This window comes from Pseudomonas sp. E141, from assembly GCF_052659885.1.
Genome location: NZ_CP084024.1, coordinates 5,911,195 through 5,936,952, shown reverse-complemented (window position 1 = coordinate 5,936,952; position 25,758 = coordinate 5,911,195). Strand labels below are relative to the sequence as shown.

The following is a 25,758-nucleotide window of genomic DNA, read 5'->3' as shown; positions in this document are numbered from 1 at the left end:
TCAAACTCTTCTAGAAGCGGTAGGTGAGGTCGACAAGCAGGCGCAGATCGCTTTCGCGGTCGCCGTCATAGGGGCGGTTGAGCCAACTCAGTGCGGCACCTGCCTCAAGCACGTCGTTCCAGATAAAACGCTGGCCGTAGCTGAGCAGGCCCATGGCACCGGTGCTGTGGTCGCGCTGGCTGTAGGTACCGGCGCCGGCCTGGAACTGCTGACTCCACGTCGTTTCGTAGCGGCGGTACAACACATGATTGGCGCTGACGGTCGGCATGACGCTCAGATCTGACTTGGGGTTGAAGTAGGGGACTTCGTCAGAGCCGCTGTTGCGACTGGCACCCACTTCCAGGCCCAGCTCCACTTGCAGCCGCGGAGCGCTGTAAATGCCTTCGCGACCGGTGAGCAGGGTTTCGAGACGGTTGTTACCGTCACTGAAATGCGATGGGCTGACCGCCAGTTGCCACTCCCGGCTTTCATGGGCACGCCAGCGAACGAAACCACTGCCGCCGTTGGCGCGAATACCGCTGTTGAGCGCCCGCAGCGGGGTCGCGGCCGAGAGGTAATCCAGGCTGCCACCGTACTGCCAGTGATCGTTGATGTCCCGGGCCACGGCCAGGCGTGCCCCCTGCTTGTCACCGGAGCCGTAAGAGTGGTTGGAGACTTCCGCTTCCAGCGTCATGTCACGGGTGCGGCGCTCCACACCCAGACGCTGCCAGCGATGGTGGCCGGTGCCTTCTTCGAAATCGCCGGTGGCGTAACCGACGCCACCGAATAGCCGCCAGTCTTCATTGATCGGTGGGCTGTAGAGCAGCGTTTCAATGCCGAAGTCGCGACTACCGGTGACTGCACCGGCATCGCCGCTGCCGCCGCCATAACTCTTGCCGGTGTAGGCTTCGATACGCAGTTCGGCCATGTCGTGCACTTCGCGCTGGCGTTGCAGGCGTTTGACGTGGGCGTTCTCCGGGTACCGGGCGACCACGTCATCGGTCAGCGCGTCCATCTGCCGCCACTCCTGCAGATCCATGGCGGCGCGGGCCTGGGCGACTTCCAGCTCACGGTTACGCGGGGTCGTGGTCTCGACTTCCTTGAGCAGGCTTTCAGAACGTCGCGGCCATTGCCGGGCCTGGTACAGATCAGCCTGGGCCAGTCGCAACCCGATGTTGCCGGGGCCTTGATTGACCAGGGTCGCCAGACGCGTCTCGGCGGTGGGCAGGTCGGCGCCATATGTGCCGGCCTGAGCGGCGAGTTGTTGTGCGTCCATCCACTCGTCATTGGGGTTGCCGATGGGCAGCCCCTTGAGCTCGACGCGTGGTTGCTGGGATTTGGCCAAGTCTTCAGCCAGGGCACGGGCCTCTTCGGATTTTTCACTTTCCAGCAGTGCGTAGTAGAGCGCGGTGCTGTCTTCGAAGCGGTCCGCCGGATCGGCATCAGGTGCCGTCAGTACCCGGCGGTACAGATCGACGGCAATCTCCGGTTCACGCTGCTCCAGATAGGAGGACGCCACCCAGCGCAAGGCATAAGTGGGAATGGCAACCCCTTCGGCGAGCAGCCTTTGGTATTCAGCAATCACTTCAGCTCGTCGAGCACGGGCGTTCAGGGCGCCGATGCGGTCGATGCGCCAGCGCAGTACATCGTCATGAGCCTCGGCCACCGGAGTCCAGGTGGCGAGCAGTTTGTCGTAATCGGCCAGGGCGCGGTCTGCGATAACGAAGCGATCCTTCTCGCTGCGGCTCGCCATGTCCGCCAGACGCACCCGTTCAGCCGCAACATCGCCCTCCAGTCGCCGCTGCACGCCCTGATCGATCAACCCGGGTTGCAGACGAGCCAGGCGCAAGGCCGGCTCAGGCAAGCGGGCACGTTGCAGCGCAATGATGTATTCGCGGGCGACCTCGAGATTGTTGCCGGCGCGGGTAAAGGCCTGGTCGTATTCGAACAGCGCCTCATGTGGACTGTTGGCACGGGTCAGGGCATAACCCAAGGCCAGTCGACGCGTCGGGTCCTCAGGTTTGGCTGCAACCATGGTCCTGGCACGACTGACTGCTTCGTCGGGTTTACCGGCGTCGGCCTGGGTCAAGGCCAGACCCAGTTGCAGATGGGGATTCTGAGGTTCGACGATTAAAGCCTGGCGATAGAGCGCGGTGGCCGAGTCCCAACGCTTGAGATTGCGATAGGCACGTGCCGTTGCAGTCAGCGCCGCAACGGGCAGGTCGCGATAGCGGCCTTGGGCTTCATAGACTTTCACCACCTCGGCATCAAAACCGGCCCAGCTGGCAATCTGCAGATGGTCACTGATTTGCGCGGTGCTGGCCTGATCGACCGGGACCTGGCGCAAGGCGGTCAATGCAGGCGTGTAATGGCCGGCGCGAGCGTCATGCACCATCTGGTCATAGGCGGTATCGGCAAACGCCAGCACCGGCCAGCACAATTGGCTGCACAGCGCGAGGCGAAACAACGGGCGCAAACCACATTGAATAAAGGGACCCACAGTACGCGGCATTCGTCAGCATCCTTACATGGCCAGCCGGGTCGCAGTGCCCCCTTGCCCATCAAACAGGAAGCCGGATCAAAGGAATCCAGCCAAGCTCTAATGGGCCTAGTTTTGCACCCTCGGGCCGCGCTTCTTCCAAAACGCCATAATTCTTCAGAATCGATGCAGATTTTCGCGGGCAAAAAAAACCGGCCTGTGCGCAATGCACAGGCCGGGCTTTGGATGTTGCTCCAGTCGATTACTGGATGGTTACGCCGCCACCCAACTTGTTCATCACAAACGCGGTGAATTGTTCGACTGTCATCTTCTGACCGTTGAAATCAACTTGATTGTTGGCGTAGTGCAGCTTGGTGACCACATCGTTGCCTTCAAGCGTTGCCAGCTCTGTGCCCACCGCCATCGCGCTGAACATATCGCTGGTGGCAGTGGCCTGATCGGCGATCAACTTGGCGTCGGTCTGGCCTTCCATTTGCGCCTGCACGGTCAACAGATCAACCAGCATTGGCTTGGAGACTTTCAAATTGAAATCCAGCAAGGCAAGCAACTGACGACCCAGTTGATCGGGCGGCAGGTCCATGGATTGCGGCTTGGTAAGGTCGATGACCAGCGTCGCGCGGCTTTCGCCATTGGCTGTAGTGAACGACAGATTTTCCAGTGCCACTTGCGGGCCGCCGGCCAGGAGTTTTTCCAGGTCGGCCTTGACCTGCGCCTCCTCCGCCTCGCTCAGCACCAGCTCTGGCGCTGGCTCGCCGGCTGCTGCCGCTTCAGCCGCCGCTTGCTCGTAGGGTTGCAGCTTGGTTTGATAGACCTGCATGAGCGACATGGTGGCCGGGATGTCCAGGTTCTTCAGGCTGACCGCCATCTGCGCAGAACCGATAGCCTTATCGTTGAAGGACAACTCACCGACCTTGTAATCAGCACGCCCCGATGCGCTGGTGCCATTTTCGGTGCTGTTGTTTTTCATCTCGAAGTTCTTCAGGCCCAAGACCGACTTCTGCTCACCAAAAGTAGTCTTGCTGTTGCTGAGCATCAAAACGTTATCACCCATGTAATAACCATAAGTGCTCTTGCTCAGGTTGCTGGCGAGCGTCAGGCCGTTGAGCTCGACTTGCACCGGCGTCTGGTCCTCAGCGACGGTGGTCAGCTTGAAGCTGTCCATATAACCGTCAGCCTTGATTTTCTCTGCCTGGGCGCTGGAGGCCAGGTCGATCTTCAGACCAGAGAAACTGAGCTCGGACTGTTCATCCAGCTTGGTGTCCAGGGGCAGCAACTCGAACGTGCCGTGGGTCGACTGGTCGTAGCCCAGGTTGACCACACCTTTGAGCGGCGACTTGTCCTTGGCAGCGACGAACCATTTCTCGGTCAACGGCGTGCGTTCAAGTTCGGTGTGGCTGGTAGCCATGACCGGCAACCATTTGAGCGTCATCAGGCGCGAGAACGGCAGCGGGCCATGTTCGATGTTGTCGACGAACAGCAATTCAACCGGTTCATCACCAAACATCTCGCCTTCACCTTTGAGGCGATAATGGGCGGTGCTGCTGAAAGTCCCACGGTCCAATGACACCAGCTCGATCGAAGCCGTGCCATTTGACCCGGCCAGGGCCGTTTGCATTTGCTTGTTGCTGTCGGCAATGGCGGTTTGCAGCACTCCTTCGAGTTTCGTTCCGGTGTACCAGGCGCCACCCGCGCTGATTGCACCGACGACCACAACGATTCCCAGAAGTACGCTTGCTGATTTATTCATGAGTGATCCGATCATATCCATGGTTGAAAAAGCCGTCGTCTTCCCTGACACCGCTAAGGGTGTGGCTCGACGCCGCGAAGTGGAGGGAGATTACCATCAGGCATGCCAACGGGCCCAATGTTTAAAGGGGGGAAGCGTTTTCTTGAGAGAGGGTCTACGAATATTGAACTTCAATCTCATCGAGTTGATGGTCGAACGTCTTCAGCCGTGCCGTCCAGGTGTACACCAACACTTCGAAATCACGATTGATCACCGTCGCGCCCGATGAGTCCGCGCGAGGATCGCAGAAGTCCAGTTGATAGCGCTCCCGCGCCATAGCGTTAGCGACGTCGCAGAGCTCACGAGCGTTGTTCAGCCAATGCCAGTCGTCTTCGGCGACCTGTTTGTCCAGTGCCGCACATTGGGTCTTCAAGGCCTCGAGACTTTTTTCCAATGGAGTACCGGTGAGTTCACCCATGACTTCCTGGAATGTGCGGCCAGGCTGCCAGTAACTGCCCCAGAAATAACGATCGAAGACCGTTTCGACCCGGCGCAATGCAACCTTGGTATCCCAGATCAGCACTAGAGTCTTGCCCTGCTCAAGATGCTTTTTTTTGATGCGTTGCCCTTGCAGCGATGCCCAGGCCACGATTGCGATGGATATCACACCGATCAGCGCAGCCGCGCTATCGAGGAAGATCAGTGCTTTGTCGATCTGGTGAGTCAGCATGACGCCATAGAAATAAGTGGCCGAAAGCAACACCAACGCTGCGAGGGCGCACCAGAAGCCAGGAGCATAAGGGTTTTTCATTATTGGAATCCCCATGACCAGTGACGTCGCGGGCCATTTTTCAGATGCCCCGACTATCACAGCATAGCAATGGCCACAGGGTTTGCCGTGTGTGGACAGCATTCATGAGGGGCGATCCGATTACCGGCCCAAAACGACAGAACCCCTGTCTGCATCAGCAGACAGGGGTTCTGGGAATTCAATCTTGACGATGACCTACTCTCACATGGGGAAACCCCACACTACCATCGGCGATGCATCGTTTCACTGCTGAGTTCGGGATGGGATCAGGTGGTTCCAATGCTCTATGGTCGTCAAGAAATTCTGTGACCGGCCCGTTCAACAGCAACGTGCCAGCGAAAATCGATAACTTCTACTAAAACAAAACCCCTACCTGCATCAGCAGATAGGGGTTTCGGAATTTAATCTTGACGATGACCTACTCTCACATGGGGAAACCCCACACTACCATCGGCGATGCATCGTTTCACTACTGAGTTCGGGATGGGATCAGGTGGTTCCAATGCTCTATGGTCGTCAAGAAATTCGGTAGCCAGCGCGTGCCTTACGGTCACGTTCCAGCGAATGGGTATGCGATAGGTTTGTGTGTTGTGCGAACTTTCGGTTCATAGCGTCTTCACACACCGCAATCTGGTGCCCTGTATCGGGTCAACAAATTGCTTGGGTGTTATATGGTCAAGCCTCACGGGCAATTAGTATGGGTTAGCTCAACGCCTCACAGCGCTTACACACCCCACCTATCAACGTCGTAGTCTTCGACGGCCCTTCAGGGGACTCAAGGTCCCAGTGAGATCTCATCTTGAGGCAAGTTTCCCGCTTAGATGCTTTCAGCGGTTATCTTTTCCGAACATAGCTACCCGGCAATGCCACTGGCGTGACAACCGGAACACCAGAGGTTCGTCCACTCCGGTCCTCTCGTACTAGGAGCAGCCCCTCTCAAATCTCAAACGTCCACGGCAGATAGGGACCGAACTGTCTCACGACGTTCTAAACCCAGCTCGCGTACCACTTTAAATGGCGAACAGCCATACCCTTGGGACCGGCTTCAGCCCCAGGATGTGATGAGCCGACATCGAGGTGCCAAACACCGCCGTCGATATGAACTCTTGGGCGGTATCAGCCTGTTATCCCCGGAGTACCTTTTATCCGTTGAGCGATGGCCCTTCCATACAGAACCACCGGATCACTAAGACCTACTTTCGTACCTGCTCGACGTGTCTGTCTCGCAGTCAAGCGCGCTTTTGCCTTTATACTCTACGACCGATTTCCGACCGGTCTGAGCGCACCTTCGTACTCCTCCGTTACTCTTTAGGAGGAGACCGCCCCAGTCAAACTACCCACCATACACTGTCCTCGATCCGGATAACGGACCTGAGTTAGAACCTCAAAGTTGCCAGGGTGGTATTTCAAGGATGGCTCCACGCGAACTGGCGTCCACGCTTCAAAGCCTCCCACCTATCCTACACAAGCAAATTCAAAGTCCAGTGCAAAGCTATAGTAAAGGTTCACGGGGTCTTTCCGTCTAGCCGCGGATACACTGCATCTTCACAGCGATTTCAATTTCACTGAGTCTCGGGTGGAGACAGCGCCGCCATCGTTACGCCATTCGTGCAGGTCGGAACTTACCCGACAAGGAATTTCGCTACCTTAGGACCGTTATAGTTACGGCCGCCGTTTACCGGGGCTTCGATCAAGAGCTTCGCGTTAGCTAACCCCATCAATTAACCTTCCGGCACCGGGCAGGCGTCACACCCTATACGTCCACTTTCGTGTTTGCAGAGTGCTGTGTTTTTAATAAACAGTCGCAGCGGCCTGGTATCTTCGACCGGCGTGGGCTTACGCAGCAAGTGCTTCACCCTCACCGGCGCACCTTCTCCCGAAGTTACGGTGCCATTTTGCCTAGTTCCTTCACCCGAGTTCTCTCAAGCGCCTTGGTATTCTCTACCCAACCACCTGTGTCGGTTTGGGGTACGGTTCCTGGTTACCTGAAGCTTAGAAGCTTTTCTTGGAAGCATGGCATCAACCACTTCGTCACCCAAAGGGTAACTCGTCATCAGCTCTCGGCCTTAAGATCCCGGATTTACCTAAGATCTCAGCCTACCACCTTAAACTTGGACAACCAACGCCAAGCTGGCCTAGCCTTCTCCGTCCCTCCATCGCAATAACCAGAAGTACAGGAATATTAACCTGTTTTCCATCGACTACGCTTTTCAGCCTCGCCTTAGGGACCGACTAACCCTGCGTCGATTAACGTTGCGCAGGAAACCTTGGTCTTTCGGCGTGGGTGTTTTTCACACCCATTGTCGTTACTCATGTCAGCATTCGCACTTCTGATACCTCCAGCAAGCTTCTCAACTCACCTTCACAGGCTTACAGAACGCTCCTCTACCGCATCACCTAAGTGATACCCGTAGCTTCGGTGTATGGTTTGAGCCCCGTTACATCTTCCGCGCAGGCCGACTCGACTAGTGAGCTATTACGCTTTCTTTAAAGGGTGGCTGCTTCTAAGCCAACCTCCTAGCTGTCTAAGCCTTCCCACATCGTTTCCCACTTAACCATAACTTTGGGACCTTAGCTGACGGTCTGGGTTGTTTCCCTTTTCACGACGGACGTTAGCACCCGCCGTGTGTCTCCCATGCTCGGCACTTGTAGGTATTCGGAGTTTGCATCGGTTTGGTAAGTCGGGATGACCCCCTAGCCGAAACAGTGCTCTACCCCCTACAGTGATACATGAGGCGCTACCTAAATAGCTTTCGAGGAGAACCAGCTATCTCCGAGCTTGATTAGCCTTTCACTCCGATCCACAGGTCATCCGCTAACTTTTCAACGGTAGTCGGTTCGGTCCTCCAGTTAGTGTTACCCAACCTTCAACCTGCCCATGGATAGATCGCCCGGTTTCGGGTCTATTCCCAGCGACTAGACGCCCTATTAAGACTCGCTTTCGCTACGCCTCCCCTATTCGGTTAAGCTCGCCACTGAAAATAAGTCGCTGACCCATTATACAAAAGGTACGCAGTCACCCAACAAAGTGGGCTCCCACTGCTTGTACGCATACGGTTTCAGGATCTATTTCACTCCCCTCTCCGGGGTTCTTTTCGCCTTTCCCTCACGGTACTAGTTCACTATCGGTCAGTCAGTAGTATTTAGCCTTGGAGGATGGTCCCCCCATATTCAGACAAAGTTTCTCGTGCTCCGTCCTACTCGATTTCATGACTAAGAGATTTTCGCGTACAGGGCTATCACCCACTATGGCCGCACTTTCCAGAGCGTTCCGCTAATCTCAAAGCCACTTAAGGGCTAGTCCCCGTTCGCTCGCCACTACTAAGGGAATCTCGGTTGATTTCTTTTCCTCAGGGTACTTAGATGTTTCAGTTCCCCTGGTTCGCCTCTTGCACCTATGTATTCAGTACAAGATAACCATCTTATGATGGCTGGGTTCCCCCATTCAGACATCTCCGGATCAAAGTCTGTTTGCCGACTCCCCGAAGCTTTTCGCAGGCTACCACGTCTTTCATCGCCTCTGACTGCCAAGGCATCCACCGTATGCGCTTCTTCACTTGACCATATAACCCCAAGCAATCTGGTTATACTGTGAAGACGACATTCGCCGAAAATTCGCATGCTCTAAGAGCACTCACAAATTTTACCTTAGCCTGATCCGTTACCAGTGAAAGTAACGTTCAGTCTATCTTTCTATCACATACCCAAATTTTTAAAGAACGATCTAATCAAAAGACTAGAAATCAACATTCAGCACCGTCTTGGTGGAATGCTCATTTCTAAGCTTTAAACGTTGGTGCCAATCTGTAATGGTGGAGCCAAGCGGGATCGAACCGCTGACCTCCTGCGTGCAAGGCAGGCGCTCTCCCAGCTGAGCTATGGCCCCGTATTTCTACAGGGAACACCATGAAATTGGTGGGTCTGGGCAGATTCGAACTGCCGACCTCACCCTTATCAGGGGTGCGCTCTAACCAACTGAGCTACAGACCCAATCGTCTTCTTCAATGAATCAAGCAATTCGTGTGGGAGCTCATGAAGCAGCTGCGGTCGTCGATTAAGGAGGTGATCCAGCCGCAGGTTCCCCTACGGCTACCTTGTTACGACTTCACCCCAGTCATGAATCACACCGTGGTAACCGTCCCCCCGAAGGTTAGACTAGCTACTTCTGGTGCAACCCACTCCCATGGTGTGACGGGCGGTGTGTACAAGGCCCGGGAACGTATTCACCGCGACATTCTGATTCGCGATTACTAGCGATTCCGACTTCACGCAGTCGAGTTGCAGACTGCGATCCGGACTACGATCGGTTTTGTGGGATTAGCTCCACCTCGCGGCTTGGCAACCCTCTGTACCGACCATTGTAGCACGTGTGTAGCCCAGGCCGTAAGGGCCATGATGACTTGACGTCATCCCCACCTTCCTCCGGTTTGTCACCGGCAGTCTCCTTAGAGTGCCCACCATGACGTGCTGGTAACTAAGGACAAGGGTTGCGCTCGTTACGGGACTTAACCCAACATCTCACGACACGAGCTGACGACAGCCATGCAGCACCTGTCTCAATGTTCCCGAAGGCACCAATCCATCTCTGGAAAGTTCATTGGATGTCAAGGCCTGGTAAGGTTCTTCGCGTTGCTTCGAATTAAACCACATGCTCCACCGCTTGTGCGGGCCCCCGTCAATTCATTTGAGTTTTAACCTTGCGGCCGTACTCCCCAGGCGGTCAACTTAATGCGTTAGCTGCGCCACTAAGAGCTCAAGGCTCCCAACGGCTAGTTGACATCGTTTACGGCGTGGACTACCAGGGTATCTAATCCTGTTTGCTCCCCACGCTTTCGCACCTCAGTGTCAGTATCAGTCCAGGTGGTCGCCTTCGCCACTGGTGTTCCTTCCTATATCTACGCATTTCACCGCTACACAGGAAATTCCACCACCCTCTACCATACTCTAGCTCGACAGTTTTGAATGCAGTTCCCAGGTTGAGCCCGGGGATTTCACATCCAACTTAACGAACCACCTACGCGCGCTTTACGCCCAGTAATTCCGATTAACGCTTGCACCCTCTGTATTACCGCGGCTGCTGGCACAGAGTTAGCCGGTGCTTATTCTGTCGGTAACGTCAAAACACTAACGTATTAGGTTAATGCCCTTCCTCCCAACTTAAAGTGCTTTACAATCCGAAGACCTTCTTCACACACGCGGCATGGCTGGATCAGGCTTTCGCCCATTGTCCAATATTCCCCACTGCTGCCTCCCGTAGGAGTCTGGACCGTGTCTCAGTTCCAGTGTGACTGATCATCCTCTCAGACCAGTTACGGATCGTCGCCTTGGTGAGCCATTACCTCACCAACTAGCTAATCCGACCTAGGCTCATCTGATAGCGCAAGGCCCGAAGGTCCCCTGCTTTCTCCCGTAGGACGTATGCGGTATTAGCGTCCGTTTCCGAGCGTTATCCCCCACTACCAGGCAGATTCCTAGGCTTTACTCACCCGTCCGCCGCTCTCAAGAGGTGCAAGCACCTCTCTACCGCTCGACTTGCATGTGTTAGGCCTGCCGCCAGCGTTCAATCTGAGCCATGATCAAACTCTTCAGTTCAAACATCTTTGGGTTTTGAGAAAACCCTAAACTTGGCTCAGCAATCGTTGGTTACATCTTTGATTTCTCGCGGAGTAACTTGTGATGCTGATAATCTGTTGACTAGCAGTCTGACCCCACAAGCACCCACACGAATTGCTTGATTCAGTTGTTAAAGAGCGGTGGGTTGAGCCTTTCGTCTCAACCGAGGCGCGCATTCTACAGCGCCCCGTGTATCTGTCAAGCGGTTATTTTAAGAAGTTTTCAAAGTTTCCTCTGCAACTTCAACCACTTGCGCTTCCGATCTCTCGTTAGCGGGAGGCGAATTCTACAGCGTTACTCGCTGCTGTCAACACCTCTTTTTGACCGCTTTCGATCGAGAAGACCGAACCGTTAACGGAGCCAGAAAAACCGCCCCACTAACTGCTTCCCAAGCTTCGATGACCTGAAGCCCTGCGCTGCCGAAAATCGTTTAACTCATTGAAACTCAAGGAGTTTTCCGTTTCGACTGCGCCGAAAGTGGGGCGAATTATAGACGTCCAGAATTTGCCGTCAACACTTAATTTCGTTTTTCTATCAATAAGTTGCAGGGCATTCGAAAAAGCCACCGCGCTCCCTCAAAAGGCCTCTTCTATATAGAAGAGAGAATCAGAGCACCCCAGCCTCTCTCAACCCCGTCACCATCGCCTCATCCAACCCCAACACTCGCTGCAGAACATCCCGCGTGTGCTCCCCTAATAAAGGAGGCGCATTGCGATATTCCACCGGGGTCTCGGACAGCCGGATCGGGTTGGCAACCTGCGGCACTTTACCCGCCAGTGCATGAGGCAACTCCATCGCCAGCCCACGCGCCCGGACCTGAGGATCAGCAAACACCTGGGACAAATCGTTGATCGGCCCACAGGGCACACCAGCCTGCTCCAACTGAGCGACCCATTCGGCAGTGGTCTTGAATACCGTCGCCTGGCGAATCAAAGGTATCAATACTGCACGGTTCGCCACCCGCAACTTGTTTGTCGCAAAACGAGGGTCATCAGCCCACTGCGGCTGACCCGCGACCTCGGCGAACTTTCGGAACTGACCGTCATTGCCCACCGTAAGGATGAAGTCACCGTCCGCCGTAGGAAAATCCTGATAAGGCACTATGTTCGGATGAGCGTTCCCCAACCGCTTCGGCGCGTTACCCGTAGTCAGGTAATTCATCGCCTGGTTCGCCAGGCAAGCCACTTGAACGTCCAGCAAGGCCATGTCGATATGCTGCCCGCCGCCGGCATGATCGCGGTGAGCCAACGCTGCCAGGATGGCCACGGCCGAATAGACACCGGTCAGGATATCCGTCAGCGCCACCCCTACCTTCACCGGGCCCGCCCCCGCATCACCTTCAGGCCGGCCGGTGAGACTCATCAAGCCCCCCAACCCCTGGATCATGAAGTCATATCCGGCGCGCTTGGCGTAAGGACCGGTTTGACCAAACCCGGTAATCGAGCAATAGATCAGTTGCGGGTTGATCGCCTTCAGCGAGTCGTAGTCCAGGCCATAGGCCGCCAGCCCACCTACCTTGAAGTTCTCAATCAGAATGTCGGACTTGGCCGCCAACTCCCGCACCAACCTTTGCCCCTCGGGGTGCGTGAAATCGATGGTCACCGATTGCTTGTTGCGATTGGCCGACAAGTAATAGGCCGCCTCGGTGGTATTCTCGCCAGACGCATCCTTCAGGAACGGCGGCCCCCAGGCGCGCGTATCGTCACCACCACCCGGCCGCTCGACCTTGATGACCTCAGCTCCCAGGTCCGCCAGGATCTGACCAGCCCACGGGCCGGCCAGCACCCTCGATAAATCCAGTACCCGCAGATGCGAAAGCGCGCCCATGCCGTTCCCCCTATTAATAGAACGCCTGGATACCGGTTTGCGCACGCCCCAGGATCAGTGCATGAACGTCATGAGTACCTTCGTAAGTGTTCACCACTTCCAGGTTCACGAGATGGCGAGCGATGCCGAACTCATCGGAGATGCCATTGCCGCCCAGCATGTCCCGCGCCATGCGAGCAATATCCAGGGACTTGCCGCAGGAGTTGCGCTTCATGATCGATGTGATTTCAACAGCGGCCGTACCCTCATCCTTCATACGCCCCAGACGCAGGCATCCTTGTAGGGCAAGGGTGATTTCAGTCTGCATGTCGGCCAGCTTTTTCTGGATCAACTGAGTGGCAGCCAAAGGACGACCAAACTGCTGCCGATCCAGGGTGTACTGGCGGGCGGTGTGCCAGCAGAATTCGGCGGCACCCAAGGCCCCCCAGGAGATGCCATAGCGAGCCGAGTTCAGACAGGTAAAAGGCCCTTTCAGCCCACGCACATCCGGAAAGATGTTTTCTTCTGGAACGAAGACGTTATCCATGACGATCTCGCCAGTGATCGAAGCGCGCAGACCGACCTTGCCGTGAATCGCCGGCGCACTCAGGCCTTTCCAGCCTTTCTCCAGAACAAAGCCACGGATGTCACCGGCGTCGTCCTTACCCCAGACGACAAATACATCGGCAATCGGGCTGTTGGTGATCCACATCTTGCTACCCGTCAGGCTGTAGCCGCCTTCCACTTTACGCGCACGGGTAATCATCGCTCCCGGGTCGGAACCGTGGTTCGGCTCTGTCAGACCAAAGCAACCGATCCACTCGCCGGAAGCCAGCTTCGGCAGGTACTTCTGCTTTTGAGCTTCGGTACCGAACTCATTGATCGGCACCATGACCAACGAGGACTGCACGCTCATCATCGAGCGATAACCTGAATCAACGCGCTCCACTTCACGAGCGATCAAGCCATAGCTGACGTAGTTCAAGCCGCTGCCGCCGTACTGTTCAGGAATGGTTGCGCCTAACAAGCCGACCTCACCCATCTCACGAAAAATCGCCGGGTCGGTTTTTTCATGACGGAACGCTTCCAACACCCGCGGCGCGAGCTTCTGTTGGGCGAACTGCTCGGCAGTGTCGCGAATCATGCGTTCTTCTTCGGTGAGTTGCTGGTCCAACAACAATGGATCAATCCAGTTGAAACTCGCTTTACCGGCCATGAAAGAATCCTCGCCAATCAGATTAAAAATCGTGGATTGATCCTAGGCGCGCTTTCCTATCAGAGCAAACGAGGATTACGCACGCTCTTGTGCTAATTTCTCACTCCGTAAACGCCCTGACCCCCGTTTACGATCCTGAAGAGTGAGGTTGATGTACATGCGCAGAAAAATCCCCAGCACCGCCGCCCTGGTCAGCTTCGAGGCCGCCGCACGTCATGAGAGCTTCACCAAGGCCGCACAGGAGCTTTCCCTCACACAGGGCGCTATTTGTCGACAGATCGCCAGCCTGGAGGACTTCCTCAGTGTGGAGTTGTTCCGACGTTCACGGCGGGGAGTCAAACTGACAGAGGCCGGACTCTCCTACAGCCGCCGCGTTGCCACTCAACTGGACGCCGTGGAGCGCGATACTCTTTCAGTGATGGGGCATACCGGCGCCAACGTGATAGAGCTGGCAGTGGTTCCGACGTTTGGTACTCAATGGCTGCTACCGCGCCTCAAGGACTTCCAACAGCAGCATCCAGAAGTCACGGTCAATCTGACCAATCGCACGCGGCCGTTTCTCTTTGCGGATACGGATTTTGACGCAGCCATTTATTTCGGCGATGCGGACTGGTCCGGTACCGAATCCCACAAGCTGATGGGAGAAAACCCGATGCCCGTGTGCAGCCCTACCTTACTGGGCAACCGGAACAGCCTGACACCGCAAGCCATCGCCGAACTGCCCTTACTTCAACAAACCACCCGCCCGTATGCGTGGCGCCAGTGGTTCAACTCACAAAACCTCAATATCGCGCGAGACCTGACAGGCCCGCGTTATGAACTATTCTCCATGCTTGCCCAAGCGGCGATGCATGACATGGGAATCGCCTTGATTCCACCTTTTTTGATACAGCGCGAACTGGCCGAGAAACGATTGGTCGTTGCCAATCGAAATGCCTTGTCGAGCATCAAGGCCTACTACCTGATGATCCCCGAACGAAAGGTCGAATCGGCCTCTCTGAGGGCTTTTCGCGATTGGCTGGTCAATCAGGCCAGCAGCTATAGCCTTGATTAACAAGGAAAAACTTTATATCCGACTCCGGTAGTAAGCTAATCAAAAGCGCTACAGATATAAATTTATGTCGCATACAGTCAATCTGTTACGAAATCAGTACCGTAGTCTCATAACCGTTCAAATACGTGGCTTTGAGCCACGTTACGCAGCTCATCAGGGTTCATTCACGTCGCCAATGGAAAAATCGTCAAATTTGGCCTGAAACCCTGGAAAGCCCAGCCTACAAGGGATATATGCCGATCGTTGCGACATTCGGTCACAGGGTGACTTGTAGTTAATTTTCCGTCACCCGTCATAATCCCTTGAAGGGCTGAATTTTCGCCTGCAAAATGCCGCGCCCCGCCTGATTCGGCGGGATCGTGCTGATCGGCCGCCCCAGCCGCACCATCCGAAGTGCCTGGGTTTACTCAATAAGATCACGCAGGAGATTTGACGTGCACATTGGTGTTCCTCTCGAAACCCAGACGGGTGAAACGCGGGTTGCTGCAACCCCGGAAACCATCAAGAAGCTGATCGGCCAAGGCCATAAGGTCACTGTTCAAAGCGGCGCCGGCATCAAGGCCAGCGTTATCGACAGTGCCTATGAAGCAGCGGGCGCCACCATTGGCAGCGCCAGTGATGCTTTCGGGGCCGAACTGATTCTCAAGGTGGTCGCCCCCAGCGACAGCGAACTGACGCTGATCAAGAGCGGTACCGTTCTGGTGGGCATGCTCAATCCGTTCAATAACGAAACCATTGCCAAGCTGGCCGAACGCGGCATTACCGCTTTCGCCCTTGAGGCTGCACCACGTACCTCCCGTGCCCAGAGCCTGGATGTGCTGTCGTCTCAAGCGAACATTGCCGGCTACAAGGCCGTGCTGCTGGCCGCCCACCATTACCCACGCTTCATGCCGATGCTGATGACCGCCGCGGGTACCGTGAAAGCGGCGCGGGTGCTGATTCTCGGTGCTGGCGTGGCTGGGTTGCAGGCGATTGCCACGGCCAAGCGCCTGGGTGCGGTGATCGAGGCGTCGGACGTGCGTCCGGCAGTGAAGGAACAAATCGAATCCCTCGGCGCCAAGTTCGTCGATGTACCTTACGAAACCGACGAAGAGCGTGAATGCGCCGTCGGCGTTGGCGGCTACGCCCGACCCATGCCCGCCAGCTGGATGCAGCGCCAGGCCCAGGCCGTGCACGAGCGCGCCAAGCAGGCTGACATCGTCATCACCACCGCATTGATTCCGGGCCGCAAGGCACCGACTTTGCTCAGTGCCGAAACCGTCGCACAGATGAAACCCGGCTCGGTGGTCATTGACCTCGCGGCAGCCCAGGGCGGTAACTGCCCGCTGACCGTGGCCGATCAGGTGGTGATCGAAAATGGCGTGACCATTTGCGGTCCGACCAACCTGGCCGGCGAAGTCGCGGCAGACGCTTCGGCGCTGTACGCCCGTAACCTGCTGGACTTCCTGAAGCTGGTCTTCACCAAGGAAGGTCAGTTCGACGTGAACCTGGAAGACGACATCGTCGCCGCGTGCCTGATGTGCCGCGACGGCCAAGTCATCCGCAAAAACGCCTAAGCAGGGATTCAGACAATGGAAGAGCTTATCTCCCCCGGTATCTACAACCTGATCATCTTTGTGCTGGCGATTTATGTCGGTTACCACGTGGTCTGGAACGTAACGCCCGCGCTGCACACACCGCTGATGGCGGTGACCAATGCCATTTCGGCCATTGTGATCGTCGGCGCCATGCTTGCCGCCGCACTGACCGTGACCCCGCTGGGCAAGACCATGGGCACCCTCGCCGTGGCCCTGGCCGCAGTGAACGTGTTCGGCGGCTTCCTGGTGACGCGCCGCATGCTTGAGATGTTCAAGAAAAAAGCCCCGAAAGCCGTAAAAGAAGAGGCGCCCAAGTAATGAGCATGAACCTGGTAACGACGCTCTACCTGATCGCGTCGATCTGCTTCATCCAGGCCCTCAAAGGCCTGTCGCACCCCACTACATCTCGCCGAGGCAACCTGTTCGGCATGCTCGGCATGGCGCTGGCGGTGCTCACTACCTTGGGTCTCATCTATAAGTTGGGCGCCGAGCTGGCTACCGCAGGCATCGGCTATGTGATCGTCGGTCTGCTGGTCGGCGGCACTGCCGGGTCAATCATGGCCAAGCGCGTCGAGATGACCAAGATGCCCGAGCTGGTGGCGTTCATGCACAGCATGATCGGCCTGGCCGCGGTATTTATCGCCATCGCCGCCGTGGTCGAGCCGCAGTCCCTGGGCATCGTCAAGCAACTAGGGGATTCAATTCCGGCCGGTAACCGTCTGGAGCTGTTCCTTGGCGCCGCCATCGGTGCAATCACCTTCTCCGGTTCGGTGATCGCCTTCGGCAAGCTGTCGGGCAAGTACAAGTTCCGCCTCTTCCAGGGCGCACCGGTACAGTTTGGCGGCCAGCACAAGCTCAACCTGATCCTGGGCCTGGCAACACTGGGTCTGGGCCTGATGTTCATGTTCACCGGCAACCTCGGGGCATTCGCCCTGATGCTGGCCCTGGCGTTTGTTCTGGGCGTGCTGATCATCATCCCGATCGGCGGTGCCGACATGCCGGTGGTGGTGTCGATGCTCAACAGCTATTCCGGCTGGGCTGCAGCGGGTATCGGCTTCTCGCTGAACAACTCGATGCTGATCATCGCCGGCTCCCTGGTGGGTTCCAGCGGTGCGATCCTCTCGTACATCATGTGCAAGGCGATGAACCGTTCGTTCTTCAACGTGCTGCTCGGCGGTTTCGGCAACACGGCGGATGCCGCTGGCCCGGCAGGCTCCAAAGAAGCCCGTCCGGTGAAATCCGGCTCGGCTGACGACGCCACCTTCCTGCTGACCAATGCCGATACCGTGATCATCGTGCCGGGCTATGGCCTGGCGGTGGCACGGGCGCAGCACGCGCTGAAAGAGCTGACCGAGAAGCTGACCCATCACGGCGTGACCGTCAAATACGCGATCCACCCAGTGGCCGGTCGTATGCCCGGGCACATGAACGTATTGCTGGCCGAGGCCGAAGTGCCTTACGACCAGGTGTTCGAGATGGAAGACATCAACTCCGAGTTCGGCCAGGCCGACGTGGTGCTGGTACTGGGTGCCAACGACGTGGTCAACCCGGCGGCGAAGAACGATCCGAAGTCGCCGATTGCCGGCATGCCGATCCTCGAAGCCTTCAAGGCCAAGACCATCATCGTCAACAAGCGCTCGATGGCCAGCGGTTACGCCGGCCTGGACAACGAGCTGTTCTACCTCGACAAGACCATGATGGTGTTCGGTGACGCCAAGAAGGTTATCGAAGACATGGTCAAAGCGGTGGAATAACGCTCACTGCTTCGCCACTAACGCCCCGACTTGTCGGGGCGTTTTGATTTGTATCAAGGCCGAACGTTACCGATCCAGTAATAATGTTTTGCCTGAAACGCCCGTAATAGACGCCTTAAATGCGACTTTTGTAGCGGGTCGGGCACGGCGCGAATTCACTAGACTGCGCATCCAGCTTCCAGCCCGAGATAACCACCCATGTACCGTGATCGCATCCGCCTGCCTTCGTTGTTGAACAAAGTGATGAGCGCTGCCGAAGCAGCCTTGTTGATTCAGGACGGCATGACCGTCGGCATGAGCGGTTTTACCCGCGCCGGAGAAGCGAAAGCAGTGCCCCACGCCCTGGCTGAGCGCGCCAAGGTCACGCCGCTGAAAATCAGCCTGATGACCGGTGCGAGCCTGGGGAACGACCTCGACAAGGAACTCACCGAAGCCGGCGTACTGGCCCGGCGCATGCCATTCCAGGTCGACAGCACGTTGCGCAAGGCCATCAACGCTGGCGAGGTGATGTTCATCGACCAGCACCTGTCGGAAACCGTCGAGCAATTGCGTAACGCCCAGCTCAAGTTGCCGGACATTGCAGTGATCGAAGCCGTGGCCATTACCGAGCAAGGCCATATCGTGCCCACCACCTCGGTGGGCAACTCGGCCAGCTTCGCTATTTTCGCCAGGCAGGTCATTGTTGAAATCAACCTGGCCCACAACCCTGATCTGGAAGGGTTGCATGACATCTATATCCCGACCTATCGCCCGACCCGCACACCGATTCCCTTGGTGAAAGTCGACGACCGTATCGGCAGCACCGCCATCCCGATACCGCCGGAAAAAATCGCCGCCATTGTCATCACCAATCAGCCAGATTCGCCTTCGACAGTCATGCCGCCGGACAGCGACACCCAGGCCATTGCCGATCATTTGATCGGCTTCTTCAAACAGGAAGTCGCCGCTGGGCGCATGACCAATAAACTCGGTCCATTACAGGCCGGGATCGGCAACATCGCCAATGCCGTGATGTGCGGGCTGATCGACTCCCCATTCGAAGACTTGACCATGTATTCAGAGGTCCTGCAGGACTCTACATTCGACCTTATCGACGCCGGCAAACTGAGCTTCGCCTCTGGCAGCTCCATTACGCTGTCGGGCCGGCGCAATGCCGACGTATTCGGCAATCTGGAGAAGTACAAGGACAAGCTGGTCCTGCGCCCCCAGGAAATTTCCAACCACCCCGAGGTGGTACGCCGCCTGGGCATCATCGCCATCAATACGGCACTGGAGTTCGACCTCTACGGCAACGTCAACTCCACCCATGTCTGCGGCACGCGGATGATGAATGGGATAGGTGGCTCGGGGGACTTTGCCCGCAATGCGCATCTGGCGATTTTCGTCACCAAGTCGATCGCCAAGGGCGGCGCAATCTCCAGTGTCGTGCCGATGGTCAGCCACGTGGACCATACCGAGCACGATGTCGACATCCTGGTGACGGAGATCGGCCTGGCCGACCTGCGTGGCCTGGCGCCAAGGGAGCGGGCGCGGGTGGTCATCGACAATTGCGTGCATCCGTCCTATCGCCAGGCATTGAACGAGTATTTTGAAGCGGCGTGCGCCTTGGGCGGACATACACCGCACATCCTGCGCGATGCACTGAGTTGGCACCTGAATCTGGAAGAGACCGGGCAGATGCTGGCGGTTTAATACAGCCGGATCACCCGGGCAACAAATACAGTTTTCACTGGCCATCGCTTTCAACCCACAAACCACAAGAACTGTACTACTGTACCTGTGATTTCCTACAGCAAACTCCTACACATCTCTGCTTTCGCAGCAAAAATGCACGTAAATAGTGCACACAGGTACAGTTGCCTCAATATTGACCAGTACACCACCGTTTAACAGTTAACTGGTCTCTCACATTACAGGTGAACTGTATCTAGAGAGACTGGCCAAACGAGAGGATCATGGGCACCAGTTAAACCACTACCTAATCCCGCCATAAGCGGAAGGATGTCAACCATGGAACGTACACTCAGTTCCGAGCTGTTCTTCGAAGACAAAGCTGAAAAAAACCAGGCTTCCCTGCCTCTTCGCGTTATCGCTAACCTGATGTTGTGGCAGCGCCGCATCGCCAGCCGCCACCAACTGGCCCGTCTGGATGCACGCCTGCTGGCTGACGCCGGTATCAGCGAAGCACAACGCTACGAAGAGCTGAGCAAGCCGTTCTGGCGCTAACTCAGCGTCGCTGGCCCTGACCCACCGGGTCCACCGCCAGCACCGAATTGAACAAACAAGACCCGTCGCGGGAAACCGCGACGGGTCTTGTCGTTTCAGAGGCCTGGTTTTGCCAAAAACCACGCACCTGCACAGTTAAGAATAGTTAGAAAATAACCAGTACAGTTTTATCGAGCTGTTGTAGAAGCGTGGAAATAGCCAATGGCCAAGCTGTCATCCACCTCGTTCTGACCTAATATCGAAACGAACGTGGCGAAGCGGGTCGAGCATGCGTCTTCTCTTCCAGCTACACGCACCGGCACCACTTCATTATTCAAGGAGTTTCCTCATGATCCGTCTTCGTCTGCTCAGCGCCGCCGCCCTGCTGGCCGTAGCCGCACACTCCAATGCCAGTAGTTTTATCGTCACCACCGACTCCCTCGTGGGTGCGCTCAAGGCCACTTCCGACGCAACGTCCGATATCACTTCGTCGTTTCGCGACGACAAAATTGTCCTGGCCGCTCGTGACGATGCTGCCAGTTTCGTCGCCAGTAACGGCGCCATCCGTGGTGTGAAACTGGAAAGCGCTCTGGATTACATCCGTCAGCAGGCGCCCCAGTTGAACGCCTCCGACGCGCAACTGGCCCAAGCCATCCTGGTGATCTGATTCCAGACATGAAACATCGGGACGCCAATGGTGTTCCGATGTTTCAGCGCTGGCTCTGGCGCAGTGGTTTGCGCTAGCCTTCGGACTCACCATCAACAGTCGAGTCCTATGCGTTTCTACTCAGATCTGTCCCTCGCTTTTTTCTTCAGCGCTTTATGCTGGTCCGTTCCGGCCCATGCTTTCGATGTCTCCACCCAGCAGGTCGTGATCAGCGGCTATGCCACGAGCATGGTGACCTCCGCGCCCTTCGACCATAAACTGATCGCCGCCGCCCACGATGACGCTGCGGCATTCGTTGCCAGCGATGGGCAGTTGAGAGGTGCGCAACTGGAGTCGGCCCTGGATTATCTACACCGGACCCAACCAAAACTTCACGTCAGCGACCTTGAACTGGCACAGGCAATTCTCGTCCAATAGTTATCTTTATTCTTCGGAGTCGTTCCATGCGTAGCCCGCTGATTGCTGCCACCCTAGGCCTGCTGGTGTTGGCCGATGTGGCCCAGGCACAAACCCTGGTAGCCACCAGTAACATCGTCGTTCGCGCCTCCCAGCGCACGATCGATTTCACCTCCGACACCACCACATCCATCCGTGACTCGAAAATCGTTCGTGAAGCCCATGACGATGCGGCCAGTTTCGTCGCCAGTAACGGGGAAATTCGTGGCGCTCACCTCGAGGCCGCCTTCGACACCTTGCGCACCCGCGTACCGGAAGCCCGCGACGCCAGTGACCAGGTTCTCGCCGAAGCCATCCTCGCATTGTGAGGCCGTTCGCCGTCTGGCTGACGGCCGGGGTCGTGCTGCTCTTGAGCAGCACCGCCCAGGCTGGCCTGCAACTGCACCTTAACGACGAAGGACTGACCCCGGCGCAACAGCAGGCCAGCCAGGCGCTGCTCGATGAAGCGATGCAGGCCCTGCCGCCGCGATTCATCGAACAGCTGGACCGACGCATCAATGTGGGCTGGACTGACCGGATGCCCGCCAACGCCTACGGCCAGGCCTCGCTGGTGTCGCAGTTGGACCTCAATCGCAACCTGCTCGACAGCCTCACCGACGGCAGTGCCGCAACGCAAAAGACCCATCGCCCCCACGGCACCGTGCGGCGGGAAATGCTCGCCACGGTCCTGCATGAACTGACCCACATTTATGATCGCTCGCGTTTATGGCCAAACGCCGAACGCGCGCTGATCCAACGCTGCACCCGACGCACCAGCAGCGCCGGGCTGATCGGCCTTCCCGATGAATGCCGGGGCCAGAACGACCGCCGCTTCACCCTCAGTGATGATCCCCGCTTGCTGGACCTCGCCGGCTGGCCGCAATACGTCGGCCGTCGTGGTGAACGGGAACAGCATAATCGCCAGGTCGCCCGCAGCCCGGACATCTACGAAACGAGCAGCCCCAAGGAGTTCGTCGCGGTCAACATGGAGTACTTTCTCCTGGACCCGAGTTACGCCTGCCGACGGCCAGCACTGTATCGCTATTATCAGGAACACTTTGGCTGGGCCCCCGCCGCCAAGAATACCTGCGCCCCGTCATTCGCGTTCCTCAACGCCGGCAACGACTTTGCCAAGACGCCACTGGGCAAGGTTGATCCAGAGCGGGTCTACGCCATCGATTACCTCTTGGCCGAAGCCAACCAGAACTGGGTCAGCCGCTGGGGCCACAGCATGCTGCGGCTGGTGATCTGCGCGCCGGACCGCCCCCGTGGGCCGGATTGCCGTCTGGATCTGGATCAACACCTGGTGCTGTCATACCGCGCCTTCGTGGGCGATGTGCAGCTGTCGAGCTGGGATGGCCTGGTGGGCAAATACCCGTCGCGCCTGTTCGTACTGCCGCTGGCCCAGGTCATCGATGAATACACCAAGACCGAACTGCGCAGCCTGGCCTCGGTGCCGCTGAACCTGACACGGTCCGAGATCGAGGAAACGGTTGAACACGCCGCCGAAATGCACTGGAGCTATGACGGCAACTATTACTTCCTGTCCAACAATTGCGCGGTGGAAAGCCTGAAATTGCTGCGCAGCGGCAGCAACAATGCGCAGCTCAAGGGGCTGGACAGCATCATGCCCAACGGTTTGCTGGAAGTACTCAAGGGGCGCGGCCTGGCGGATACCAGCGTGCTCAATGATCCCAAGGAGGCCTTGCGCCTGGGTTACCGCTTCGACTCTTTCCGCGAGCGGTACCAGGCCATGTTCGAGGTGTTGAAGAAACACTTGCCGATCAAGCAACAAAACGTGGAAGACTGGCTGGCCCTGAGCGCCGCAGAACGCCGGCCATGGTTTGAACGGGCCGACCTGCGCACCAGCGCGGCGTTACTCCTGCTGGAACAGGCCAGCTATCGCCGACAACTGTTATTGGCCCAGGATGAGGTCAAACAGCGTTACCTCGGTGCCCGGGAGTTGCAGAACGGCGGCATGGAAAGGGCCAACGCAACACTGCAACAGATCCTCGCCAACAGCGGTTTCCTGAGCCGTCCCGCCGAGTTGCTGGGCAGCAGCGGTTACGGGCTGCCGCAGCCCAGCGAATGGCAGCGACTGGAATCCGAAAGCAGCTTGCGTCAGAAACAGCTTCAAACACTGACAGGGGATTTGGATAAGGAAGTCAGGGCCTTGCTTGAGCCAAGCCGCGCGGCAGAAATCAGTGCCAGTGAGGCTAACGTCAAAGAGATAGGCGAGCATTTGCGTAAGCTGCACAAGGCGGGTGGCGGGTTGGAGTTGCCTTGAAGCCACAAAGGGGTTCAGAACCGAGTTCTGAACCCCTTTTTTATTACTGGCAGACTCAATCAGGCAATCAGCTAATCCGCGCCTTACGCACCCCATCAGCCAAGGCAGCACATAGGCTCAACACCCCATCGATCGCCTGCTCCGGCGTCTCAGCGCTGGCGATATGGTCGATCAGGGCCGAACCGACCACAACCCCGTCGGCCAACCGTGCGATGGCCGCAGCTTGTTCCGGCGTGCGAATGCCGAAACCAATGCTGATCGGCAGATCGGTGTGACGACGCAGGCGTGTCACGGCTTCTTCCACATGTTCCAGCGTCGCGGCGCCGGCGCCGGTCACGCCGGCCACCGAGACGTAATACACAAAGCCAGAACTGCCGTTGAGCACGGTCGGCAAACGCACGTCATCGGTGGTCGGCGTGGTCAGGCGAATGAAGTCCAGACCGGCGGCCTGGGCCGGCTCGCACAGCTCACTGTTGTGCTCAGGTGGCATGTCCACCACGATCAGCCCGTCCACGCCAGAGTCCAGCGCTTCGCCAATGAAACGCTGCACGCCGTAGCGATGGATCGGATTGAAGTAGCCCATCAGCACCAGCGGCGTATCGCTATTGTCTTCACGGAACTCGCGAACCATCTGCAGGGTTTTCGCCAGATTCTGCTGTGCGCCCAAGGCGCGGATGTTCGCCAACTGGATCGCCGGACCGTCGGCCATCGGGTCGGTGAACGGCATGCCCAGCTCAATCACGTCAGCACCCGCCGCCGGCAGGCCCTTGAGGATCGCCAGCGAAGTGTCGTAGTCCGGGTCGCCAGCGGTCACGAAAGTCACCAGGGCGGCGCGGTTCTGTTCTTTGAGTTCGGCAAAACGAGTTTGCAGGCGGCTCATCAGTGTTTCTCCTGCTGGGACTGTTCCATGTGGTGCATTACGGTTTGCATGTCTTTGTCGCCACGGCCGGACAGGTTGACCACCATCAGGTGATCCTTGGGCAGGTTCGGGGCACGCTTGAACACTTCAGCCAGGGCATGGGCGCTTTCCAGGGCAGGAATGATTCCCTCCAGGCGACAGCATTTGTGAAAGGCTTCCAAGGCTTCGGCGTCGGTGACCGAGGTGTACTGGACACGGCCAATGTCGTGCAACCAGGCGTGTTCAGGGCCGATGCCCGGGTAATCGAGGCCAGCGGAAATCGAATGGGCATCGATGATCTGGCCGTCGTCGTCCTGCAACAGGAAAGTACGGTTGCCGTGCAATACACCGGGGACACCGCCGTTCAGGCTGGCAGCATGCTTGCCGGTCTCGATACCGTAGCCGGCGGCTTCGACGCCGATGATTTCCACGCTCTTGTCGTCCAGGAACGGATGGAACAGGCCCATGGCGTTGGAACCGCCGCCGATGCACGCCACCAGGCTGTCGGGCAAACGACCTTCCTGCGCTTGCAACTGATCGCGGGTTTCCTTGCCGATCACTGCCTGGAAGTCGCGAACCATGGCCGGGTACGGGTGCGGGCCGGCCACGGTGCCGATCAGGTAGAACGTGCTGTCAACGTTGGTCACCCAGTCGCGCAGCGCCTCGTTCATAGCATCCTTGAGGGTACCGGTGCCGGCGACCACCGGGATGACTTCGGCACCGAGCAGCTTCATGCGGAACACGTTGGCCTGCTGGCGCTCAATGTCGGTGGTCCCCATGTAGATCACGCAATCCAGACCGAAACGTGCGGCCACGGTGGCCGTGGCCACGCCGTGCATGCCGGCGCCGGTCTCGGCAATGATGCGTTTCTTGCCCATGCGCCGCGCCAGCAGGATCTGGCCGATGCAGTTGTTGATCTTGTGCGCGCCAGTGTGGTTCAGCTCTTCGCGCTTGAGGTAGATCTTGGCGCCGCCGCAGTATTCGGTCAGGCGCTCAGCGAAATACAGCGGGCTTGGGCGTCCGACGTAGTCACGCTGGAAGTAGGCCAGTTCTTCAATGAACGCCGGATCTTCCTTCGCCGCTTCGTATTCGCGGGCCAGATCGAGGATCAGCGGCATCAGGGTTTCGGCCACATAACGACCGCCGAATGCACCGAACAGGCCGTTGGCGTCCGGGCCACTGCGCAGGTTGAAAGGGGTTGTAGGCTGGGTCATCGGGCGCTCCAGGCGA

General features: G+C 57.4%; 17 protein-coding genes, 2 tRNA genes and 4 rRNA genes. 10 read left to right on the top strand and 13 right to left on the bottom strand.

Going from position 1 to position 25,758, the window contains the following annotated elements; genetic code table 11:
• Positions 1–10: 10 nt before the first annotated feature.
• From pgaA to GKKCFE_RS26605, 11 genes are all read right to left on the bottom strand, one after another.
• Entirely contained in the window at positions 11–2,491 is a 2,481-nt protein-coding gene (pgaA, locus tag GKKCFE_RS26655; RefSeq protein ID WP_107321439.1) for a poly-beta-1,6 N-acetyl-D-glucosamine export porin PgaA, read from the bottom strand.
• 229 nt (positions 2,492–2,720) lie between these two features.
• Positions 2,721–4,226 carry a YdgA family protein gene (locus GKKCFE_RS26650; protein ID WP_139048756.1) on the bottom strand — a complete coding sequence of 502 codons (1,506 nt, stop codon included), beginning with the start codon at positions 4,224–4,226 and terminating at the stop codon, positions 2,721–2,723.
• A gap of 154 nt (positions 4,227–4,380) precedes the next feature.
• Positions 4,381–5,016 (bottom strand): hypothetical protein, encoded by a 636-nt coding sequence (locus GKKCFE_RS26645; protein ID WP_047230327.1) that lies wholly within the window; start codon positions 5,014–5,016, stop codon positions 4,381–4,383.
• Positions 5,017–5,198: 182 nt separating this feature from the next.
• A 5S ribosomal RNA gene (gene rrf, locus GKKCFE_RS26640) occupies positions 5,199–5,314 on the bottom strand.
• Between the two features lie 107 nt (positions 5,315–5,421).
• A 5S ribosomal RNA gene (rrf, locus tag GKKCFE_RS26635) occupies positions 5,422–5,537 on the bottom strand.
• A 150-nt stretch (positions 5,538–5,687) separates the two neighbouring features.
• A 23S ribosomal RNA gene (locus GKKCFE_RS26630) occupies positions 5,688–8,579 on the bottom strand.
• 247 nt (positions 8,580–8,826) lie between these two features.
• A tRNA-Ala gene (locus tag GKKCFE_RS26625) sits at positions 8,827–8,902 on the bottom strand.
• A 27-nt stretch (positions 8,903–8,929) separates the two neighbouring features.
• A tRNA-Ile gene (locus tag GKKCFE_RS26620) sits at positions 8,930–9,006 on the bottom strand.
• A gap of 65 nt (positions 9,007–9,071) precedes the next feature.
• Positions 9,072–10,608 (bottom strand): 16S ribosomal RNA (locus tag GKKCFE_RS26615).
• Together the 16S, 23S and 5S rRNA genes with 2 tRNA genes alongside form the textbook arrangement of a ribosomal RNA operon.
• Before the next feature lie 627 nt (positions 10,609–11,235).
• Positions 11,236–12,456 carry a CaiB/BaiF CoA transferase family protein gene (locus tag GKKCFE_RS26610; RefSeq protein WP_445577301.1) on the bottom strand — a complete coding sequence of 407 codons (1,221 nt, stop codon included), beginning with the start codon at positions 12,454–12,456 and terminating at the stop codon, positions 11,236–11,238.
• A gap of 13 nt (positions 12,457–12,469) precedes the next feature.
• On the bottom strand, positions 12,470–13,651 hold the full coding sequence (locus GKKCFE_RS26605; protein WP_025216186.1) for an acyl-CoA dehydrogenase: 1,182 nt from the start codon (positions 13,649–13,651) through the stop codon (positions 12,470–12,472).
• A gap of 157 nt (positions 13,652–13,808) precedes the next feature.
• Here GKKCFE_RS26605 and GKKCFE_RS26600 point away from each other — a divergent pair, with 157 nt between their 5' ends.
• The 10 genes from GKKCFE_RS26600 to GKKCFE_RS26555 all read left to right on the top strand — a co-directional run bounded on the left by GKKCFE_RS26600 (position 13,809) and on the right by GKKCFE_RS26555 (position 23,630).
• On the top strand, positions 13,809–14,705 hold the full coding sequence (locus GKKCFE_RS26600) for a LysR family transcriptional regulator (protein ID WP_445577300.1): 897 nt from the start codon (positions 13,809–13,811) through the stop codon (positions 14,703–14,705).
• A 434-nt stretch (positions 14,706–15,139) separates the two neighbouring features.
• Positions 15,140–16,261 carry a Re/Si-specific NAD(P)(+) transhydrogenase subunit alpha gene (locus GKKCFE_RS26595; RefSeq protein WP_047230082.1) on the top strand — a complete coding sequence of 374 codons (1,122 nt, stop codon included), beginning with the start codon at positions 15,140–15,142 and terminating at the stop codon, positions 16,259–16,261.
• Between the two features lie 15 nt (positions 16,262–16,276).
• On the top strand, positions 16,277–16,600 hold the full coding sequence (locus GKKCFE_RS26590; RefSeq protein ID WP_003187010.1) for an NAD(P) transhydrogenase subunit alpha: 324 nt from the start codon (positions 16,277–16,279) through the stop codon (positions 16,598–16,600).
• Positions 16,600–18,036: an NAD(P)(+) transhydrogenase (Re/Si-specific) subunit beta gene (locus tag GKKCFE_RS26585; protein ID WP_445577299.1), complete on the top strand. Its 1,437-nt coding sequence runs from the start codon at positions 16,600–16,602 to the stop codon at positions 18,034–18,036. The genes GKKCFE_RS26590 and GKKCFE_RS26585 overlap by 1 nt, the downstream gene beginning before the upstream one ends.
• A gap of 198 nt (positions 18,037–18,234) precedes the next feature.
• Complete coding sequence (locus GKKCFE_RS26580) at positions 18,235–19,728, top strand: acetyl-CoA hydrolase/transferase family protein (protein WP_047230080.1); 1,494 nt, start codon at positions 18,235–18,237, stop codon at positions 19,726–19,728.
• A gap of 318 nt (positions 19,729–20,046) precedes the next feature.
• On the top strand, positions 20,047–20,262 hold the full coding sequence (locus GKKCFE_RS26575) for a DUF1127 domain-containing protein (RefSeq protein WP_047230079.1): 216 nt from the start codon (positions 20,047–20,049) through the stop codon (positions 20,260–20,262).
• A 328-nt stretch (positions 20,263–20,590) separates the two neighbouring features.
• Entirely contained in the window at positions 20,591–20,908 is a 318-nt protein-coding gene (locus tag GKKCFE_RS26570; RefSeq protein WP_047230078.1) for a DUF2388 domain-containing protein, read from the top strand.
• Between the two features lie 108 nt (positions 20,909–21,016).
• The gene (locus GKKCFE_RS26565) at positions 21,017–21,325 is read left to right on the top strand and encodes a DUF2388 domain-containing protein (protein WP_047230077.1); all 309 of its coding nucleotides are present in this window, start codon (positions 21,017–21,019) and stop codon (positions 21,323–21,325) included.
• A 26-nt stretch (positions 21,326–21,351) separates the two neighbouring features.
• A complete protein-coding gene (locus GKKCFE_RS26560) occupies positions 21,352–21,672 on the top strand; it encodes a DUF2388 domain-containing protein (protein ID WP_047230076.1) in 321 nt (106 codons plus the stop codon).
• Positions 21,669–23,630: a DUF7844 domain-containing protein gene (locus tag GKKCFE_RS26555; RefSeq protein WP_445577298.1), complete on the top strand. Its 1,962-nt coding sequence runs from the start codon at positions 21,669–21,671 to the stop codon at positions 23,628–23,630. The genes GKKCFE_RS26560 and GKKCFE_RS26555 overlap by 4 nt, the downstream gene beginning before the upstream one ends.
• 67 nt (positions 23,631–23,697) lie before the next feature.
• Here GKKCFE_RS26555 and trpA read toward each other — a convergent pair whose 3' ends face one another.
• Both trpA and trpB read right to left on the bottom strand, forming a co-directional pair.
• A complete protein-coding gene (trpA, locus tag GKKCFE_RS26550) occupies positions 23,698–24,510 on the bottom strand; it encodes a tryptophan synthase subunit alpha (RefSeq protein WP_047230074.1) in 813 nt (270 codons plus the stop codon).
• The gene (gene trpB / locus GKKCFE_RS26545; protein ID WP_047230073.1) at positions 24,510–25,742 is read right to left on the bottom strand and encodes a tryptophan synthase subunit beta; all 1,233 of its coding nucleotides are present in this window, start codon (positions 25,740–25,742) and stop codon (positions 24,510–24,512) included. The genes trpA and trpB overlap by 1 nt, the downstream gene beginning before the upstream one ends.
• Between the last annotated feature and the right edge of the window lie 16 nt (positions 25,743–25,758).

Coding starts and splice junctions, on each gene's coding strand:
- GKKCFE_RS26610 (WP_445577301.1), bottom strand. CDS start 12,456: ATGGGCGCGCTTTCGCATCTGCGGGTACTGGATTTATCGAGGGTGCTG.
- GKKCFE_RS26585 (WP_445577299.1), top strand. CDS start 16,600: ATGAGCATGAACCTGGTAACGACGCTCTACCTGATCGCGTCGATCTGC.
- GKKCFE_RS26590 (WP_003187010.1), top strand. CDS start 16,277: ATGGAAGAGCTTATCTCCCCCGGTATCTACAACCTGATCATCTTTGTG.
- GKKCFE_RS26650 (WP_139048756.1), bottom strand. CDS start 4,226: ATGAATAAATCAGCAAGCGTACTTCTGGGAATCGTTGTGGTCGTCGGT.
- GKKCFE_RS26580 (WP_047230080.1), top strand. CDS start 18,235: ATGTACCGTGATCGCATCCGCCTGCCTTCGTTGTTGAACAAAGTGATG.
- GKKCFE_RS26570 (WP_047230078.1), top strand. CDS start 20,591: ATGATCCGTCTTCGTCTGCTCAGCGCCGCCGCCCTGCTGGCCGTAGCC.
- GKKCFE_RS26605 (WP_025216186.1), bottom strand. CDS start 13,651: ATGGCCGGTAAAGCGAGTTTCAACTGGATTGATCCATTGTTGTTGGAC.
- trpA (WP_047230074.1), bottom strand. CDS start 24,510: ATGAGCCGCCTGCAAACTCGTTTTGCCGAACTCAAAGAACAGAACCGC.
- GKKCFE_RS26565 (WP_047230077.1), top strand. CDS start 21,017: ATGCGTTTCTACTCAGATCTGTCCCTCGCTTTTTTCTTCAGCGCTTTA.
- trpB (WP_047230073.1), bottom strand. CDS start 25,742: ATGACCCAGCCTACAACCCCTTTCAACCTGCGCAGTGGCCCGGACGCC.
- GKKCFE_RS26575 (WP_047230079.1), top strand. CDS start 20,047: ATGGAACGTACACTCAGTTCCGAGCTGTTCTTCGAAGACAAAGCTGAA.
- pgaA (WP_107321439.1), bottom strand. CDS start 2,491: ATGCCGCGTACTGTGGGTCCCTTTATTCAATGTGGTTTGCGCCCGTTG.
- GKKCFE_RS26600 (WP_445577300.1), top strand. CDS start 13,809: ATGCGCAGAAAAATCCCCAGCACCGCCGCCCTGGTCAGCTTCGAGGCC.
- GKKCFE_RS26560 (WP_047230076.1), top strand. CDS start 21,352: ATGCGTAGCCCGCTGATTGCTGCCACCCTAGGCCTGCTGGTGTTGGCC.
- GKKCFE_RS26645 (WP_047230327.1), bottom strand. CDS start 5,016: ATGAAAAACCCTTATGCTCCTGGCTTCTGGTGCGCCCTCGCAGCGTTG.